General features: G+C 59.3%; 10 protein-coding genes. 1 reads left to right on the forward strand and 9 read right to left on the reverse strand.

Features of this window, described 5'->3' with window-relative positions; all coding sequences use genetic code 11:
* Positions 1–26 precede the first annotated feature (26 nt).
* The 9 genes from gltB to DXK50_RS01450 all read right to left on the reverse strand — a co-directional run bounded on the left by gltB (position 27) and on the right by DXK50_RS01450 (position 12,919).
* A complete protein-coding gene (gene gltB, locus DXK50_RS01410) occupies positions 27–4,475 on the reverse strand; it encodes a glutamate synthase large subunit (RefSeq protein WP_212629123.1) in 4,449 nt (1,482 codons plus the stop codon).
* Between the two features lie 238 nt (positions 4,476–4,713).
* On the reverse strand, positions 4,714–6,276 hold the full coding sequence (locus DXK50_RS01415; protein ID WP_212629124.1) for an AAA family ATPase: 1,563 nt from the start codon (positions 6,274–6,276) through the stop codon (positions 4,714–4,716).
* A gap of 10 nt (positions 6,277–6,286) precedes the next feature.
* Positions 6,287–7,390, reverse strand: a complete 1,104-nt coding sequence (aroB, locus tag DXK50_RS01420; RefSeq protein WP_212629125.1) for a 3-dehydroquinate synthase — start codon at positions 7,388–7,390, stop codon at positions 6,287–6,289.
* 51 nt (positions 7,391–7,441) lie between these two features.
* On the reverse strand, positions 7,442–7,960 hold the full coding sequence (gene aroK / locus DXK50_RS01425) for a shikimate kinase AroK (RefSeq protein ID WP_161864628.1): 519 nt from the start codon (positions 7,958–7,960) through the stop codon (positions 7,442–7,444).
* 5 nt (positions 7,961–7,965) lie between these two features.
* The gene (pilQ, locus tag DXK50_RS01430; protein WP_212629546.1) at positions 7,966–10,086 is read right to left on the reverse strand and encodes a type IV pilus secretin PilQ; all 2,121 of its coding nucleotides are present in this window, start codon (positions 10,084–10,086) and stop codon (positions 7,966–7,968) included.
* Between the two features lie 55 nt (positions 10,087–10,141).
* The gene (gene pilP, locus DXK50_RS01435; protein WP_212629126.1) at positions 10,142–10,666 is read right to left on the reverse strand and encodes a type 4a pilus biogenesis lipoprotein PilP; all 525 of its coding nucleotides are present in this window, start codon (positions 10,664–10,666) and stop codon (positions 10,142–10,144) included.
* Entirely contained in the window at positions 10,666–11,286 is a 621-nt protein-coding gene (gene pilO, locus DXK50_RS01440; protein ID WP_161864626.1) for a type 4a pilus biogenesis protein PilO, read from the reverse strand. The genes pilP and pilO overlap by 1 nt, the downstream gene beginning before the upstream one ends.
* On the reverse strand, positions 11,283–11,855 hold the full coding sequence (gene pilN / locus DXK50_RS01445) for a type 4a pilus biogenesis protein PilN (protein WP_212629127.1): 573 nt from the start codon (positions 11,853–11,855) through the stop codon (positions 11,283–11,285). The genes pilO and pilN overlap by 4 nt, the downstream gene beginning before the upstream one ends.
* Positions 11,855–12,919 carry a pilus assembly protein PilM gene (locus tag DXK50_RS01450; protein WP_161864624.1) on the reverse strand — a complete coding sequence of 355 codons (1,065 nt, stop codon included), beginning with the start codon at positions 12,917–12,919 and terminating at the stop codon, positions 11,855–11,857. Before DXK50_RS01450 ends, pilN begins: the two co-directional genes overlap by 1 nt.
* Positions 12,920–13,103: 184 nt before the next feature.
* On the opposite strand from DXK50_RS01450, the gene DXK50_RS01455 reads away from it, so the two are divergent.
* Positions 13,104–15,512 carry a penicillin-binding protein 1A gene (locus tag DXK50_RS01455; RefSeq protein WP_372240608.1) on the forward strand — a complete coding sequence of 803 codons (2,409 nt, stop codon included), beginning with the start codon at positions 13,104–13,106 and terminating at the stop codon, positions 15,510–15,512.
* Positions 15,513–15,584 lie beyond the last annotated feature (72 nt).

Here is a 15,584-nt window from a genome sequence, read left to right on the forward strand (position 1 = left end):
CTCATCAAACCACTTCAGGCGCATTCTTATTGCGGGTTGGCACGGGTGCTGGACAACAGCGACTTCAGGCTCGCCGCTTTCGGTTTCACCAGCCAGAACTTGCGCAGGTAATCGTCCAGGTTCTCCAGCAGGTTCTGACCCCACTCGCTGCCGGTCTCTTCGACGTACTCGGCCAGTACGCTTTCCAGGTGGCTGCGGTAGGCCTCCATCGCTTCGTTGTTGATGCGCTGGATTTCCACCAGTTCGTGGTTGACGCGGTCGTAGAAGCCGTTGTCCATGTCGAGCACATAGGCGAAGCCGCCGGTCATGCCCGAGCCGAAGTTGTAGCCGGTCTTGCCCAGTACACAGACGAAACCGCCGGTCATGTACTCGCAGCAGTGGTCGCCCGTGCCTTCCACCACGGCGTGGGCGCCAGAGTTGCGCACGGCGAAACGCTCACCCGCGGTACCGGTGGCGAACAGCTTGCCGCCGGTGGCGCCGTACAGGCAGGTGTTGCCGATGATGGCGCTGTCCTCGGTGGCGAACGGGCTGCCGGCAGGCGGGGTGATGACGATCTTGCCGCCGGTCATGCCCTTGCCCACGTAGTCGTTGGCATCACCTTCCAGGCGCAGGTTCAGACCACCGGCGTTCCATACGCCGAAGCTCTGACCGGCAGTGCCCTTGAAGCGGAAGGTGATCGGCGCATCAACCATGCCCTGGTTGCCATGCACGCGGGCGATCTCGCCGGAAATGCGCGCGCCGATGGAGCGGTCGCAGTTGCCGATGTTCAGCTCGTACTCACCACCGGTCTTGCCGGCGATGGCGTCCTTGGCCATGTCCACCATCTTCTCGGCCAGCAGGCCTTCGTCGAACGGCGGGTTCTTCGGCACCTGGCAGAATTGCGGCTTGTCGGCCGGGATGTGCGCGCTGGCCAGCAGTGGCGACAGATCCAGATTGCCCTGCTTGGCAGTTTCGCCCGGCAGCACTTCGAGCAGATCGGTGCGGCCGATCAGCTCTTCCAGGCTACGCACGCCCAGCTTGGCCAGCCACTCGCGGGTTTCCTCGGCGACGTAGGTGAAGAAGTTCATCACCATCTCGACCGTGCCGATGAAGTGATCCTTGCGCAGCTTGTCGTTCTGCGTGGCCACGCCGGTAGCGCAGTTGTTCAGGTGGCAGATGCGCAGGTACTTGCAGCCCAGAGCCACCATCGGCGCGGTACCAAAGCCGAAGCTCTCGGCGCCGAGGATGGCCGCCTTGATCACATCCAGGCCGGTCTTCAGACCACCGTCGGTCTGCACCCGCACCTTGCCGCGCAGGTCGTTGCCGCGCAGGGTCTGGTGGGTTTCGGCCAGGCCCAGCTCCCAAGGCGCACCGGCATAGCGGATGGAGGTCAGCGGTGATGCGCCGGTGCCGCCGTCGTAGCCGGAAATGGTGATCAGGTCGGCATAGGCCTTGGCCACACCGGCAGCGATGGTGCCGACACCGGCTTCCGCCACCAGCTTGACCGACACCAGCGCTTTCGGGTTGACCTGCTTGAGGTCATAGATCAGCTGCGCCAGGTCTTCGATGGAATAGATGTCGTGGTGCGGCGGCGGCGAGATCAGGGTCACGCCTGGCACGGCATAGCGCAGCTTGGCGATCAGACCGTTGACCTTGCCGCCCGGCAGTTGGCCGCCCTCACCGGGCTTGGCGCCCTGGGCCACCTTGATCTGCAACACCTCGGCGTTGACCAGGTATTCCGGAGTCACGCCAAAGCGGCCGGTGGCTACCTGCTTGATCTTCGAGCTTTTGATGGTGCCGTAGCGCGCCGGGTCTTCGCCGCCCTCACCGGAGTTGGAGCGACCACCCAGACGGTTCATCGCCTCGGCCAGTGCCTCGTGCGCCTCCGGCGACAGCGCGCCGAGGGAGATGCCGGCGGCATCGAAACGCTTGAAGATCGACTGCAGCGGCTCGACTTCGTCCAGGGAAATCGGCGTGGTGGATTCCTTGACCTTGAGCAGGTCGCGGATCATCGACACCGGACGGGTGTCGACCAGCGTCGAGTATTCCTTGTACTTCTCGTAGTTGCCCTGCTGCACGGCTTCCTGCAGCGTGCGCACCACGTCCGGGTTATAGGCGTGGTATTCGCCGCCGTAGACGAACTTGAGCAGGCCGCCCTGCTGGATCGGCTTGCGATTATTCCAGGCCTCGAAGGACAGCAGCTTCTGCTCGCTTTCGATATCGACGAAACGCGCGCCCTGGATGCGACTGGCCACGCCACGGAAGCACAACTCGGTGACTTCGTCGGCCAGGCCGACGGCTTCGAACAGTTGCGCGCCGCGGTAGGACGCGACCGTGGAGATACCCATCTTCGACAGGATCTTCAGCAGGCCCTTGGAAATGCCCTTGCGGTAGTACTTGAACACTTCGTACAGGTCGCCCAGCACTTCGCCGGTGCGGATCAGATCGCCCAGCACTTCGTAGGCCAGGAACGGGTACACCGCCGAGGCGCCGAAGCCCAGCAGCACGGCGTAGTGGTGCGGGTCACGCGCGGTGGCGGTTTCCACCAGGATGTTGCAGTCGCAGCGCAGACCTTTCTCGGTCAGGCGGTGATGCACGGCGCCGGTGACCAGCGCGGCATGCGCCGGCAGCTTGCCCGGGGCGATGTGACGGTCTGTCAGCACCAGCAGCACCTTGCCGGCACGCACGGCTTCCTCTGCCTGGTCGGCCATGTTGCGCACGGCCGCTTCCAGACCCAGCGACTCGTCGTAGTTCATGTCGATGACATGACGGTCGAAGCCCGGACGATCCAGGTTCATCAGTGCGCGCCACTTGGCCGGCGAGATCACCGGGCTGCTGAGGATCACGCGGGTGGCGTGCTCAGGCGACTCGCTGAAGATGTTGCGCTCGGCGCCCAGGCAGATTTCCAGGGACATGACGATCGCTTCACGCAGCGGGTCGATCGGCGGGTTGGTGACCTGCGCGAACTGCTGGCGGAAGTAGTCGTAGGGCGAACGCACACGCTGGCTGAGCACCGCCATCGGCGTGTCGTCGCCCATGGAGCCGACCGCTTCCTGGCCCTGCTCACCGAGCGGACGCAGGACCTGATCGCGCTCCTCGAAGGTGACCTGGAACATCTTCATGTACTGCTTGAGCTGGTCCGGGTCGTAGAAGGCCGAACCGTGGTCGCGGTCTTCCAGCGTCGCCTTGATGCGCTGAGCATGCTTGCGCAGCCACAGTTTGTAGGGATGGCGCGATTTCAGGCGGCTGTCGATGGACTCGGTGTCGAGCACCTGGCCGGTCTCGGTGTCGACGGCGAGGATCTGCCCCGGGCCGACACGGCCCTTGGCGATGACGTCCTCGGGCTGGTAGTCCCACACGCCGATTTCCGAGGCCAGGGTGATGTAGCCATTCTTCGTGGTGACCCAGCGCGCCGGGCGCAGGCCGTTACGGTCGAGCAGGCACACGGCGTGACGACCATCGGTGAGCACCACGCCGGCCGGACCATCCCAGGGCTCCATGTGCATGGAGTTGTATTCGTAGAACGCACGCAGATCGGCGTCCATGGTCTCGACGTTCTGCCAGGCCGGCGGAATGATCATGCGCAGGCCGCGGAACAGGTCGATGCCGCCGGTGACCATCAGCTCGAGCATGTTGTCCATGCTCGAGGAGTCGGAACCGACGCGGTTGACCAGCGGGCCCAGCTCATCGAGATCGGGGATCAGCTCGTTGGCGAACTTGGTGCGACGGGCCTGCGCCCAGTTGCGGTTGCCGGTGATGGTGTTGATCTCGCCGTTGTGCGCGAGGAAGCGGAAGGGCTGCGCCAGCGGCCACTTCGGCAGGGTGTTGGTGGAGAAGCGCTGGTGGAAGACCGCGATGGAGGTCTGCAGGCGCTCGTCACCCAGATCCGGGTAAAACTGCTGCAGGTCCGCCGGCATCATCAGGCCTTTGTAGATGATGGTCTTGTGCGAGAAGCTGCAGATGTAATGATCGCTGTCGTCGGCATTGGCCACCGACGAACGACGACGGGCGCTGAACAGCTTGATGGCGAATTCCTGGTCGGACAGGCCATCACCACCGATGAACACCTGCTCGATCTGCGGCAGGCGCTCCAGCGCCAGCTGGCCGAGCACGCTGGTATCGATCGGCACCTTGCGCCAGCCCACCAGTTGCAGGCCGGCCGCCAGGATTTCGCGGTTCATGTTCTCGCGCGCGGCTTCGGCCTTGGCCGAATCCTGATTGAAGAACACCATGCCCACGGCATATTGCCCAGGCAGTTCGACGCCGAATTGCTCCTGGGCGATGGCGCGCAGGAATTGATCGGGCTTCTGGATCAGCAGGCCGCAGCCATCACCGGTCTTGCCGTCGGCGTTGATACCGCCGCGGTGGGTCATGCAGGTGAGGGCCTCAATAGCGGTCTTGAGCAGGTGATGGCTAGCCTCACCTTGCATGTGGGCGATCAAGCCGAAGCCGCAGTTATCCTTGAACTCATCAGGACGGTACAAACCTGCTTTCATAGGGGAAACTCTCACCAGGCTGCCTAGACCTCAGGCAAATTACTTTCTAATTCAATTACTTAAACCCGAATAGCAGGCACGGGCGTGCTTTGCATGGGCAAAAGGGAGGTCATTGTACATATCCACCCATGGCGTCACAAATGTTCGTGACGAAGGGGTGAAAATTTATGTCGCAAAACCGAAGGATAAGACCGCAAGGTCGTGCTAACGACCAGGCGGTCATCTTGGGACAGAGCGCCTAGCGGCTCATTTCCTGCTGAATGCTACCCAGCGTACGGGGCCAGGGCTTACCGGCCTGCAACTTGGCAGGAAGGGTCTTCACAGCCGCCTGCGCGGCGTCACGACTGGAGAAGCTACCATAGGTCAGCACGTACAGCGGCTGGCCCTGATGGATTTTCTTGAAGTAGCGATACTCGCTGCCGCCCTCACGCACCAGCGCCTGGATGTTGGCCTCTGAACGAGACCCAACCACCTGCAGGGCATATCGTGACGCCGGCTGCTGCGCATACCAGCTACCCGAGGCCGCAGCCGGCGCCGCTGTCGGAGCTGGCGCGGGCTTGGGCGTAGGCACCGAGGCAGGAGCTGCGGGCTTCGGCGCAGCCGGCTCAGGCTGCTTTGCAGGTGCAGGTGCAGGTGCAGGTGCAGGTGCAGGTGCAGGTGCAGCAGCGATTGGAGCCGATGGCAGCGTCACTGTCGAGGGCTCAGGCGAAGCCGGCGGTTCGAAATTATCCAGCTCCTCACCTGCCGCTTCGGCCAAAGGCTGGCGAATCACGGTCTGTGATTCGCCCACCAGCGGTAAAGGCAGCGGCTGGCTGGCACCCGCGAACTCGATGGCGGGCGCGCGGCTCTCTGTCACAGGCGCCTGCGCGGGCTCTTCAGACTCAACGGCCGGAGCGGAGGACTGCAAGGGCAGCGACGTATCGCTGGCTACCGGCGCAGATGAGGACGACTCGCGCCCCTGCATGAACCAGGCGGCAGCGACACCCAGCAGGACCACCGCAAGCGCCAGAAGATGCTTCTTCGGCAATGCGAAGCCTCCACCCGCAGCGCTACGCCCAGCTGCGCGCTGTGCAAGCATTTGTTCGACCAGCAATTCACGCGCCTCGTGATTGATCGCGCCCGGCCAACCTTGAGAACGCGCATGAATGTCCTCGATCTGCTCATCGGTCAGCAGCGCGATGTCCTGCCCTGCACCCTCCAGACGTAGCGCAAGATACTCGCGCGTTTCCTCCTCGGCATAGGGCTGAAGCTCGATCGCGTGATAGCACTCTTCGCCGCCCACCAGCGCCTCAAGTCGAGCCAGCAATTCATGCTCGGCAAACAGGAAGACATGCGGACGCCCTTCATCGCCGCCCGCTGCGAGCACCAGCAGATTCTTCAGCGCGACATCATCCAACTGATCAGCATCATCGATCAGCAGGTAAACTTCCTGACCTGTCAGCGCCAGCTGTCCGACCTGCGCCAGAATCGAGCGAACATCCGCCTGGGCAATGGACAAGCCCTGCGCTATTTGACGCAACAACGCCTCGCTACCCGTCACGCCCTGAGCAATCACGATGCTTTGCACCGCCTGCTTGTTGGTACTGGCAACCAAGGCCTGACGCAGCAGCGTCTTGCCGCTACCCTCAGGCCCGACTACCGCCAGCAGCAGCTGACTGTAGCGCGCAAGGTGATGCAACTGCCCCAGCACAGGCTTACGTTGAGCCGGGAAGAACTTGAAGCCAGGCACTCGCGGGGCAAAGGGGTCGTGACTGAACTGGTAATGGGCCAGGAAAGCTTCGTCAGCATGCAAACTGGTCATGAATCGCTCTTCAAGAGTTGGACGACTGAGCCAGTGCTGCGTAGTCGCTGCGCAGCGTGGCGTCGAGAATTTCACGCGGGTAATCCGCAGTCACTACCGCCTCACCCAGGCGCTTGAGCAAGACAAGGCGCAGTTGGCCGTCGAGAACCTTCTTGTCCACCGCCATATGCTCCAGGAACTGTTCCGGCGTCATATCTCGCGGCGGCACCACTGGCAGTCCGGCAGCCTGCAACAGGCGCACGCCACGGTCCCGATCCGCCGCCGACAGCCAGCCGAGTCGATGAGACATTTCCAGCGCCATAACCGTTCCGGCGGCAACGGCTTCACCGTGCAGCCACACCCCATAACCCTGCTCGGTCTCAATGGCATGACCGAAGGTGTGCCCCAGATTCAGGGTGGCGCGTACTCCAGACTCACGCTCGTCGGCGCCCACCACTCGTGCCTTGGCCGCACAGGAACGCTCGATGGCATAGGTCAGTGCAGCGCCATCCAGCGCGCGCAGAGCATCCATGTTGCTCTCGAGCCAAGCCAGGAAAGGCTCGTCACAGATCAGACCGTACTTGATGACCTCGGCCAAACCGGCGGACAACTCGCGCTCCGGCAACGTATGCAGGCTGGCGGTATCGATCAGCACCGCCTGGGGCTGATAGAAGGCACCAATCATGTTTTTGCCCAGCGGGTGATTGATACCCGTCTTGCCACCTACCGAGGAATCCACCTGCGACAACAGAGTCGTCGGTACCTGAATGAAATCCACACCCCGCTGATAACAGGCAGCTGCGAAGCCCGCCATATCACCAATCACACCACCACCAAGAGCGATAACGGTCGTACGCCGATCATGTCGGGCCTTCAGCAGACCATCGAAAATCAGTTGCAGAGTTTCCCAGTTCTTGAACGCCTCACCATCAGGCAACACCACCGAAGCGACCTTGAAGCCATCCAGGGAGCGCATCAGCGTTTCAAGATACAGAGGCGCAACGGTTTCATTGGTGACCACTGCCACCTGCCGCCCGGCGATATGACGAGTGAGCAACTCGGGGCGTGCCAGCAGGCCATCCCCGATATAAATGGGATAGCTGCGCTCGCCGAGATCAACGTGAAGAGTCTGCATGAGGCCCCCAGAATAAAAAGGCCACTAGGATAGCGCAGTTCGCCCCACGCTTTAACGGGGCGACAAAGCTTCCAGACGCGAGAGAATTTCCTGAACCACCATACGCGGCGGACGCTCGTCGGTCTCGATGATGATATCGGCAACCTCCCGGTAGAGAGGGTCGCGCATAGCCATCAGATCCCTGAGTACCTGGGCCGGATTAGCCGTGCGCAACAAAGGACGATTACGATCACGCGACGTACGATCGATCTGCTGCTCCACGGACGTATGCAGGTAGACGACTCGTCCACCTGCATGCAGCGCCTGGCGATTCTCCGGACGCATGACCGCCCCCCCACCAGTGGCCAGCACAAGGCCGTCTTGCTGCGACAGCTCGGCGATCACCGCCTGCTCTCGCTCACGAAAACCCTGCTCCCCCTCAACATCGAAGATCCAGGGAATATCGGCACCGGTACGCTGCTCAATCTCCTTGTCGGAGTCCTTGAAAGGCAAACGCAGCTCTTTGGCAAGCAAACGCCCGATGGTGCTCTTTCCAGCTCCCATCGGGCCTACGAGGATTACATTGCGCACTTAGTTCATCGATTCACGGCAATGGCTTGGTTGTTCATGATGCGCGGAGTGAGGAATACAAGCAATTCCGCCTTTCTGTCCTGAACCAGATCACGCTTGAACACCCGACCGATAAAGGGGAGGTCACCCAAGAACGGCACCTTGTCCACCGACTTGGACTGGGTATTGGAATACACACCACCGATCACGATCGTCTCGCCATCAGCCACCAAAACCTTGGCATTGACTTCGTTCTTGCTAATCGCGGGAATACCACCGGTAGATGCAGCAACCGAAAAGTCAGGCGCATCCTTGGTGACCTTGACCTCCATGAGAACTCGATTATCTGGAGTAATCTGCGGCGTCACCTCAAGTGACAGAGCAGCCTCTTTAAAAGAGGTACTAGTCGCCCCACTAGAACTCGCCTCCTGATAGGGCACTTCGGTACCTTTCAGGATCTTTGCGGTTTCCTTATCAGAGGTCACAACCTTGGGCTGGGAAACAACCTCACCAGAGCCGGATTTTTCCATAGCACTAAGCTGCATATCAAGAATAGTATTATTCGTTACAAACCCAATACCAATGCCCGAAGTACTTCCAGCAACGCCCAAATCCACAAAAGGAGTATTGAGTGGCGTCTCACGTATACCCGGATAGCGCCCGACCTGCCCCCCCTCATCATTTTCCTCTACTCCAAGATTGCCGTTCTTACCCCAAGCATTCCACTTATCGCCATACCATAAGTTGCCACCCCAACGAACCCCCAAAGCTTTGTCATAATCAACGCTAGCCTCAACAATTCGAGCCTCAATCATCACCTGACGAACTGGAATATCTAACTGGGTGACAATACGTCGCAGCTCGTCTATACGCTCTTGGGTCAAAGTCACTATCAGGCTGTTGGTACGATCATCGAATATTACTGAACCACGCATATCATCCTTAAGCGTCCCCGATGCCCCCTCCTCATAGAGCTTAGCGATGTCGGATGCTTTCGCGTAGTTCAGCTGAATAATATCCTTACGCAGCGGCGCAAGCTCGGCCACCTGTTTCTGCACGGCCAATTCCTGCTGCTCGCGAGCTGCAATTTCATCTGCCGGAGCGACCATCAGCACATTGCCGACCTTACGCTGATCGAGCCCTTTGGTCTTGAGCACCAGATCCAGCGCCTGATCCCAAGGGACATTTTGAAGGCGTAAGGTAATATTGCCTCGGACGGTATCGCTGGCGACCAGATTCAAGTCTGTGAAGTCAGCAATTAGCTGGAGTACTGAACGGACATCGATGTCTTGGAAATTCAAAGAAAGCTTTTCACCTGTATAGGTGAAGCGGTCCGCTTTGCGGCGCAAGGCATCTTCCTCGGTAAGCGGCTTAACACTAACCGTCAGCTTGTTGTCCGCCTGAAACACCAGATAGTCATAGAGACCGGTTGGCTCTACGACGATACTCGCGCGCCCCTCAGAAATACTGGCATTAACGAACTGAACCGGCGTAGCAAAATCCTTTACGTCCAGCCGCACACGCAGCGACTCCGGCAATTGAGTTTTGGGAAAGTCAATACGAATTCTCCCCCCATGCTCCTGAACATCTGGACTAATCTTGGGATCGGACAGAGAAATTACGACATTCCCCTCGCCCTGCTCGCCGCGCTGAAAATCGATGTCATTAACCGAACGGACACCCGCAGCCGCACGAACAGTAGGCGAAGACGCAAAGGACGCCGGACTTGCGACCCCAGAAGCACTGAAATCCGAAGCAGAGGACGCAGGTCCACCACCAACGACGACGAACAGGTTATTACCATCGACGCGAGTGGCGTAAGGCGCCAGATTGGTCAGATTGACAATAAGCCGGGTACGGTCCTTGGCTTCGACGATGGTCACACTGCGCGCATTTCCGACGCCCAGCTCTCTGTTCTTGGAGCCCAGTTTGTTCGACACACCGGGAAGATCCAGAGCGATGCGAGCTGGCTGCTCGATCGTATAGCCTCGGGGAGCATTCACCGGCTCATCGAAGGACAGTTTCAACTCAACCCTATCACCGGGCAAACTGGCAACATCCAGACCCTGTAAGTTAGCCGCCAATACTGCGGGCGACAGCAGCACCGCCATCAGGGCGACACTAAGACGCGAAAGAGAGCCATTCATTTTCGTATCCCGTTTGGCAGACAAATTATTTGTATTCATTTTTCACACCGCTCCGTCAGGAGCGCTCCTTCAAGGAAAGGCTGCGTGGTCGCTCAAGCCAGCCACCTTCGCCATCCGGCACGATCTCCATCACGTCGATCTTGGATTCATCGATCGCCAATATCTTGCCGTGATTACGCCCCAGGTAATCGCCCACTTTGACACGGTGTACACCGCCAGCCCCATTGACCAAAGCAAAGAGCTCACGATCATTCCTGAGCGTGCCCACCATCTCAAAGGTTTCGATATTGAATCCCTCGAGAAACTGCTTGACCCGGGACTCGTCAGGCTTGATTTCCTGAGAGCCTTTTTGCCTGGCAACTACGTCAATTTTTACCGGCGGCTGGAAAGGGCTGCGCAACGATGCGGCACGATAGGTAAAGCTTTCATAAGGCTGGAATGTTGGCAGAGGTTCGATAGCGCCTTTCGGCTTGGCACGGACCTCGTCCATATAACTGCGCAGATCAGCAAAATCGCCACTGGAGCCACAGCCGGCAAGAGTCAATACACCGACCACCAAAAACAAGCGAGAGAAACCCATTATTGAGCCCCCTTATCATTGTAACGGTAGGTCTTCGCCATAATCTGCATACTCAGGCGACTGGCACTATCAGCGCTCGCCGGCGCCAGCTGAAAATCATGCAAAGTTACGATACGAGGCAGGCTAGCCACGCCACTGACAAATGTTGCGAGGTCGTGATAACCGCCACTGACTTTTATCTGAATGGGCAGTTCGATATAAAACTGCTGAGCGACCTCCGGCAGCAATTTGATTTCTTCGAACTCCAAACCGCTGCCCAACCCTGTGCGGGTAATGTCCTCCAACAGCCCTGGAACCTCGGTATCGCTAGGCAATTGCCGCAAAAGCGCACCGAAGGATACTTCCATCTCCTGCATTTGCTCTTTGTACGCTTCCAGATTGGCAGCCTGAAAGGCTTTGGTGGAGAACTGCTGTTTTAGCGTCGCCTCCTCGCTCTGGCGTTGCTCCAGCATGCTCTGCAGGTCTTTCAAATGAAAGTTGTAGCCCAAACCAAGCACAATAATGAGCAGCAAAACGCCAGCTATAAACTTAACAGCGGCCGGCCAAGACCCAACATTATTCATGTCGAGATCATTTAAATCGACGCTCCGCAGGCCCTCCAGAGAACTTTTAATGCTCATTGCGCAGCCTCCGCTTGTTCCTGACTAGGCTGTGTCTGCTGGACCGTTAGCTGGAAAACGTTCGCCTGATCCAAAGCACCCGCCGTCACGGCCTTGACCTCAGTTAGATTAGGCGACGCTAACCACTCAGAACCGTCTAAATTACGCATCAGATTGGAAACTCGATTGTTAGATTCGGCAGCACCGACAATCGCAATATTCTTGTCTGTCATCTTGACACTGGTGAAGTAAACCCCATCCGGCAACGTCCTGACCAACTGATCGAAGACGCGACCAATGATCGGGCGATTACCCTGAAGATCCTGAATAATCTTCATGCGCTCCAGCAGCTGCTGCCGACGGGTTTTCAGCTCACTGATTTCTTTGATACGCGCATCCAGAACAGCAATTTCTTTCTTGATGAATTCATTGCGGGCGTTCTGGTTGCTAATCGCCGCGTTAAGCAATTGGTCACCCAGAAAAACCAAGCCAGCTGCGACGATGAAAACCCCAGCAAGGCTTACCAGAAACCGCTGCTTGCGCTCTTCGCGCAGCTGCTCGCGCCAGGGAAGTAGGTTAATCCGCGCCATCAGTCGAAACTCCTCATCGCCAGACCACAGGCAATCATCAATGCCGGCGCATCGCTGGCCAGCGCTCCGGCATTGACCTTGCTGCTCAGCGCCATGTCGGCAAAGGGATTGGCCACTAGCGTCTGCGTACCGATCTTCTGCTGAATCAGCCGATCGAGATCAGGAATGGACGCGGTACCACCCGCCAGGAGGATATAATCAACGTCATTGAACTGGCCGGCCGCGAAAAAGAACTGCAGCGAGCGCGAGACCTGCTGAACGACTGCCTCTTTGAACGGTTGCAATACTTCATTGTCGTAGTCGTCTGGGAGACCACCTTGCTTCTTGGCCAAACCAGCTTCCTCGACCGAAAGGCCGTAACGGCGCTGAATTTCCTCGGTCAGTTGCTTGCCGCCAAAAAGCTGTTCGCGTGTATAGATGGTGCGACCGTTATGCAGAACGCTGAGCGTGGTCATGGTCGCACCGATATCGACCACCGCCACCGTCAGATCGTCATGATCACCGCCCAGCTGAGCCTCCAGCAGACCATAGGCTCGCTCAAGCGCATAGGCCTCGACATCGACCACCTTCGCGGTAAGCCCGGCGAGCGCCAAGGCAGCCTCGCGCACCTCGACGTTCTCCTTTCTGCATGCTGCCAGCAGCACCTCCACCCGTTCTGGATTGCGTGGCGCAGGGCCTTGCACCTCGAAATCGATGGCGACCTCTTCCAGCGGATAGGGGATGTACTGATCGGCCTCGATCTTCAGCTGGTTTTCCAGATCATCCTCGGAAAGCCCAGCTTCCATTTCGATGGTCTTGGTGATGACAGCCGACCCGGCAACGGCAACGGCTGCCGTCTTGACGCCACTCTTGGCCTTGGCCAACACGCGAGAGAGCGCCTGACCGACCCCCTCCAGCTCGGCGATGTTCTTCTCGACCACTGCATTTGGCGGAAGCGGCTCGACTGCGTATGCCTCTACCTTGTAGCGGCTTCCCGAGCGACTCAGTTCGAGGAGCTTGACCGAAGTCGAGCTGATATCGATCCCCAGCAGCGTATTCGCTTTCTTAGTGAAGAGCCCTAGCACGACCGTTTTCCTATTGGCATCCGCGACTTACGGACTATTTATGTTTTTCCACATTAAATATCAGTCTTGACAGAAGCGCAAATGGCTCCCCGGGAAAAAAAACGCTTATAATGTGATCAGCTTTTCCCTTTGAGCCATGGCTCCTGCTTAACTCATTCTTTTACTTGGAATTCCGAACATTTTGATACGCCTGCTGAAGTTCATCTGGTGGTCTTGCGTTGCCGTTTTTTGTGGGCTGTTGCTCAGTTTCAGCGGTGCGTTTCTTTATCTTAGCCCGACCCTTCCGTCCGTCGAGTCGCTGCGCCAGGTCCAGCTGCAGATTCCCCTGCGCGTCTACAGCAGCGATGCCAAGCTGATCGCCGAGTTCGGCGAGATGCGCCGCTCGCCTATTCGCTTCGACGAAATTCCCAAGGAATTCATCAGCGCCCTGCTGGCAGCAGAAGACGATAATTTCGCCAATCATTATGGCGTCGATGTGACCAGCCTGATGCGCGCTGCCACGCAATTATTGAAAAGCGGTCAGATTCAAAGCGGTGGCAGCACCATTACCATGCAGGTGGCGAAGAACTTCTTCCTCACCAGCGAGCGCAGCTTCTCGCGCAAGGCCACCGAAATCCTCCTGGCCCTGCAGATCGAGCGCGAGCTGAGTAAGGACGAAATCCTCGAACTGTACGTCAACAAGATCTATCTCGGTCATCGCGCCTATGGCATCGAGGCCGCAGCCCAGGTCTACTACGGCAAGTCGATCCGTGACCTGAACCTGGCACAGATGGCGATGATTGCCGGCTTGCCGAAAGCTCCCTCGCGCTACAACCCACTGGTCAACCCGACTCGCGCCAAGGAGCGCCGCGACTGGATTCTGGGCCGCCTGTATCGCCTTGGCCGCATCGACCAAGCCAGTTACGAGCAAGCGCTGGCCGAAGAAGTCGATGCACGCTACCACGTGCCCGCCCCCGAACTGAGCGCGCCTTATATAGCGGAGATGGCACGTGCGGAAATGGTCGGTCGCTATGGCAGCGAGGCCTATACAGAAGGCTTCAACGTCACCACCACCGTCCCCAGCCACCTGCAGGAAGTGGCCAACACTGCGCTGCGTGACGGACTGATCGCCTACGATCAGCGCCATGGCTACCGCGGCCCCGAGAGCCGCCTGCCAGGCATGACACGTGACACCTGGCTCACCGAACTGGGCAAGTTCCGCAGCATCGGCGGCCTGGAGCCTGCCGTGGTGACCCAGGTCGAGAAGAGCGGCATCCTGGTGCTGACCCGCAATGGCGAAGAACAGGCTGTGGCCTGGGACAGCATGAAGTGGGCGCGCCCCTTCCTTAATACCAACAGCCTTGGCCCACGCCCGCAGCAACCCGGCGATGTCGCCCAGGTCGGCGATATCGTCCGTGTGCAGCGCCAGGAAGATGGCAGCCTGCGCTTTACGCAGGTACCGGCGGCGCAAAGTGCGCTGGTTTCCCTCGATCCCTACAGCGGCGCCATTCAGGCACTGGTCGGCGGTTTCTCTTTCGACCAGAGCAACTACAACCGTGCCGTACAGGCCAAGCGCCAGCCGGGCTCCAGCTTCAAACCTTTCATCTACAGCGCGGCACTGGATAGCGGCTATACCGCGGCAACGCTGGTCAACGATGCGCCGATCATCCTCTCCGACGACTACCTGTCGCAGAAGTGGCGACCGAAGAACGACAACAACACCTTCCTCGGCCCGATCCGCATGCGCGAGGCGCTGTACAAGTCGCGCAACCTGGTCTCGATCCGCCTGCTGCAGGATATGGGCATCGACCGCAGCCTGCGCTACATCGAACGCTTCGGTTTCGCCCCACAGGACCTGCCACGCAACCTGTCACTGGCCCTCGGTACCGCCAGCCTCACGCCAATGGAAATTGCCGAAGGCTGGGCGACCTTCGCCAACGGCGGCTACAAGATCGAGCCTTACCTGATCGAACGCATCGATGATCGCAACGGCAAGCCGTTGTTCCGCGCCAACCCGGCGCGCGTCCCAGGCAGCCAGCCGACCGAGGAGAATGCCAACCTGACGGTTAACGCCGCCGACGATCTGCCCCTGGAGGAACCCAAGGTGGCCGAGCAGATCATCGACGAGCGCACGGCCTACATCATGACCAGCATGCTGCAGGACGTGATCAAGCGCGGAACTGGTCGCCGCGCCCTGGCACTGGGCCGTAACGACCTGGCGGGCAAGACCGGCACCACCAACGAGTCCAAGGACAGCTGGTTCTCCGGCTACAACGCCGACTACGTCACCACTGTCTGGGCCGGCTTCGACCAGCCGGAAAGCTTGGGCCGACATGAGTACGGCGGCACTGTGGCGCTGCCTATCTGGATGAACTACATGGGCCCCATCCTCAAGGATCGCCCGAGCCATCTACCCAAGGAACCCAAGGGCCTGCTGACCCTGCGCGTTGACCCGTTGAGCGGACGCGCCGCCGCACCCGGCACGCCAGACGCGTACTTCGAGCTATTCAAGAGCGAGGACTCACCGCCGCCGATGAGCGAGTTCGAACCCGGTATGGGTGTTCCTGGCAGCCCGCTGCCGGCTGATGAGATGGCGCCGATCGATCTGTTCTAGGGGCGGCGGTAAGCCTCAGGCTACAAGCCGCAGGCAAGAGCCTGTAGCCTGTAGCCTGTAGCCTGTAGCCTG

Origin of the sequence: Pseudomonas sp. KB-10 (genome assembly GCF_018221585.1) — a bacterium.
Lineage (GTDB): Bacteria > Pseudomonadota > Gammaproteobacteria > Pseudomonadales > Pseudomonadaceae > Aquipseudomonas > Aquipseudomonas yangonensis.

Coding starts and splice junctions, on each gene's coding strand:
- pilP (WP_212629126.1), bottom strand. CDS start 10,666: ATGGGTTTCTCTCGCTTGTTTTTGGTGGTCGGTGTATTGACTCTTGCC.
- gltB (WP_212629123.1), bottom strand. CDS start 4,475: ATGAAAGCAGGTTTGTACCGTCCTGATGAGTTCAAGGATAACTGCGGC.
- aroB (WP_212629125.1), bottom strand. CDS start 7,390: ATGCAGACTCTTCACGTTGATCTCGGCGAGCGCAGCTATCCCATTTAT.
- pilN (WP_212629127.1), bottom strand. CDS start 11,855: ATGGCGCGGATTAACCTACTTCCCTGGCGCGAGCAGCTGCGCGAAGAG.
- pilO (WP_161864626.1), bottom strand. CDS start 11,286: ATGAGCATTAAAAGTTCTCTGGAGGGCCTGCGGAGCGTCGATTTAAAT.
- pilQ (WP_212629546.1), bottom strand. CDS start 10,086: ATGAATGGCTCTCTTTCGCGTCTTAGTGTCGCCCTGATGGCGGTGCTG.
- DXK50_RS01415 (WP_212629124.1), bottom strand. CDS start 6,276: ATGACCAGTTTGCATGCTGACGAAGCTTTCCTGGCCCATTACCAGTTC.